Below are 2,900 nucleotides of genomic sequence, written 5' to 3'. Positions count from 1 at the left end.
AACCGGCGGACCACCGGGCCCGCGACCGGCGTCCAGAGCCGGTCGGGATGGACCAGCGGGCCGGCGAAGGCCTTCGGCTTGTGCAGCGCCGGCGCGGCCTCGGCGGGGGCGGGGGCGGGGGCGGCGTCCGCCTCCTCGCTTTCGCTCATGAACACCGCCTCGCTGGCCACCGCCGCCAGCCGGCGCTGGCGCACCATCTCGCCGGCCTCTTGGGCGTAGGCCCGGGCGCGCTGCTGCAGCTGCGGGGTCATCGCCCGGACCAGGATGGCCGCGCGCGCCGCGTCGCGGGCGTCCTGCGGCGAGACCAGCAGCGCCGGCGGCGGGTCGCGCCTGAGCTGCTCGACCACCGACAGCAGCCGGGCGAGCTGGCTCATGTTGTGCGACTGCTCGGCCGTGAGCTCCGTCTCGCGGATGCTCAGCCGCGCCAGCGGCGGCGGGTTCTGGGCCAGCGCGGCGGCGGCTAGGAGGGCGAGGGCGCTGAGCCCCAAATAAAGACCCGCTCCTCCCCTGCGAAGCGGGGGAGGGGGACCACCCGCCGCAGAGCGGGTGGTGGAGGGGGCAAGCCGCCCGCACAGCGCTTGCGACAGCGACCGCGAAACGCCGGCCCATCCACCCTGCCTGCGGCTCGCCCCCTCCACCATGCGCTCTTCGCTGCGCTCGGCGCATGGTTCCCCTCCCCCGCTTCGCAGGGGAGGAGCGAACCAGTTTTGAGGAAAAAACCGCCGCATCAGTCGCGATGATAGGGCGAACCGCCCAGGATGGAGACTGCCCGATAGACCTGTTCGGCGAGCATGGCGCGGGCCAGGGCGTGCGGCCAGGTCTGGGGGCCGAAGGCGAGCTTGCCCTGGGCCTCGCCGATCAGCCCGGGGTCGAGCCCGTCCGCGCCGCCGATGACGAAGGCCAGCTTGCGCACCCCGCGGTCGCGCAGGGCCTCGATCTCGGCGGCGAAGGCGCGCGACGGCCGCGCGGCGCCGTGCTCGTCGCAGACGATGATGTGGCAGCCGTCCAGGTGCGGCCGCAGGACCTCGGCTTCGGCGGCCTTGCCGGGCTTCCTCGCCTCGACCTCGATCACCTCCACAGGGCCCAGGCCTAAGGGACGGCCGGCGTTCGTCGCCCGCTCGACGTAGAGCTTGACGAGGTCGGTCTCGGGCGAGCGCGCAAGGCGGCCCACCGCGACGATGGCGATGCGCACAGCCTAAGTGTCCGGATCAGATCGCGGCGCGGTTCGCGGGCGGCTCGACCGACCAGATCTTCTCGATGTTGTAGAAGGCCCGGACCTCGGGGCGGAACAGGTGGATGATCACATCCCCGGTGTCGATCAGCACCCAGTCGCAGGCGGGCAGGCCCTCGACCCTGCAGCGGCCGTAGCCGGCCTCCTTCAACGACCGCAGCAGGTGATCGGCCATGGCGCCCACGTGCCGGTGCGACCGGCCGGAGGCGACCACCAGGCCGTCGGCCATGGCGCTCTTGCCCTTGAGATCGATGAAGACGACGTCCTGGGCCTTGTCGTCGTCGAGCTTGGCCAGGATCAGGTTCTCCAGGGCGGCTATGCGGCCCTGGTCCTCAGGAGAGAGTTCGGCGTCCAGCGACGGGACCTGGACCGAGCCCTCATGCGCGCGCGGCGCGGCGTCACGTTGCAGCGGGTGGCTCCTTTGATTTCCACGCTTAACTACGACCGTATCATGCGGGAGGCCCTGGGTCAGCCTGGCATCACGAATCGTTCAAGTCGCTGATGCAGGGCTCCGGCGCCCGGCCCGAAGCAGGGTCGAGGAGTGGAAGTGCAGGGGCCCGCGCAGGAAGACCCAGGCCGGCGGCGCGGCGCCGGGCAGGCTCGCGGCGCGGGCGGAGGGCCTGCGGAAGCGGGCGAATCGCTTCGCGGCGGGCGAAAACCGGCTCTTCAGCGCGATCCAGGGCCGCGAGATCACCGCCACCGGGATCTCGCGCATGATCTCTGTCCAGCCGCGCCAGCGGTGGAAGCCGGCCAGGCTGTCGGCGCCCATGATCCAGACGAAGTGGACGCCGGGAAAGCGGGCCTTGAGCGCGCGGACGATGTCGATGGTGTATTGCGAGCCCAGGCGTGATTCGGCGTCGGAGACGATCATCGAAGGGCCCCGCGCCATCCGCCGCGCGCCGGCCATGCGCTCGGCCAGGTCGGCGGTCTCGTGTGGCGACTTCAGCGGGTTCTGCGGCGAGACCAGCCAGATCACCCGGTCGAGGCCCAGGTGACGCCGGGCCGTGTCGGCGACGTGGGCGTGGCCCTCGTGGGCCGGATTGAACGAGCCGCCGAACAGGCCGACGCGCATGCCCGGCCGCAGCGAGAAGCCGAGCCGCAGGCCCGCGGTCCCGCCGGCGAAAGCTCTGCGCGGCGCACGTCCGGCCGACCACATGCGCGACTGGCTCAACCGGCGGGCTCCAAGGCGCCTCAGGCCTGCCTGGGGGGCGTCGGCGCGTCAGCGCGGTCGAGGTGCGGGTCGGCCTGGCGGACCCGGGCGCGGACGGTGAAGACTCCGTCGCCGGCCAGCACCCCGCCGCGGGCGAACAGGCGGCCGTTCTCCCAGTTGGAGAGGCCGAGCTCCGGCCGCGCCAGCGCATACTGGCCGTCGACCCAGCGGGTGAAGCCGTCGCCGACGAAGGGAGCGTCCACCGCCTCGTAGAAGCGCTGCTGCGCCGTCGGGTCCTCGGCGATCAGGCTGACGTCGAACCGGGGGCTGTAGGCGTTGAACAGGGCGGCGGCCTCGGCGGCGTCGGCGACGATCTTCAGCGAGACCTCCGGGGTCTCCTCCCACTCCCACTCGCGGCCGAGGTCGGCGTCGGCCAGCGGCTCGACCAGGGCCTCCTCGCGCGCGCCCTCGGCGCGGACCACCGGCCCGCGCGCGGCGCGCACCGCCCCGGGCAGGCGG

Annotated in this window: 3 protein-coding genes and 2 pseudogenes; all 5 read right to left on the bottom strand. The window is 73.1% G+C overall.

Going from position 1 to position 2,900, the window contains the following annotated elements:
* A pseudogene (locus tag VJS38_RS04910) lies at positions 1 to 488 on the bottom strand (hypothetical protein); the annotation flags it as partial.
* Positions 489 to 727: 239 nt separating this feature from the next.
* Complete coding sequence (rlmH, locus tag VJS38_RS04905; RefSeq protein WP_324087032.1) at positions 728 to 1,192, bottom strand: 23S rRNA (pseudouridine(1915)-N(3))-methyltransferase RlmH; 465 nt, start codon at positions 1,190 to 1,192, stop codon at positions 728 to 730.
* Positions 1,193 to 1,208: 16 nt separating this feature from the next.
* The gene (gene rsfS / locus VJS38_RS04900) at positions 1,209 to 1,526 is read right to left on the bottom strand and encodes a ribosome silencing factor (protein ID WP_414692410.1); all 318 of its coding nucleotides are present in this window, start codon (positions 1,524 to 1,526) and stop codon (positions 1,209 to 1,211) included.
* A 195-nt stretch (positions 1,527 to 1,721) separates the two neighbouring features.
* On the bottom strand, positions 1,722 to 2,387 hold the full coding sequence (locus tag VJS38_RS04895; protein ID WP_324087033.1) for a nicotinate-nucleotide adenylyltransferase: 666 nt from the start codon (positions 2,385 to 2,387) through the stop codon (positions 1,722 to 1,724).
* Positions 2,388 to 2,422: 35 nt separating this feature from the next.
* A pseudogene (locus tag VJS38_RS04890) lies at positions 2,423 to 2,900 on the bottom strand (glutamate-5-semialdehyde dehydrogenase); the annotation flags it as partial.

The organism is Phenylobacterium sp., assembly GCF_035276905.1.
In the GTDB taxonomy this organism is placed as follows: Bacteria; Pseudomonadota; Alphaproteobacteria; order Caulobacterales; family Caulobacteraceae; genus Phenylobacterium.
Note: the sequence above shows the minus strand (reverse complement) of the source record. Positions and strands in the feature narration are given on the sequence as shown.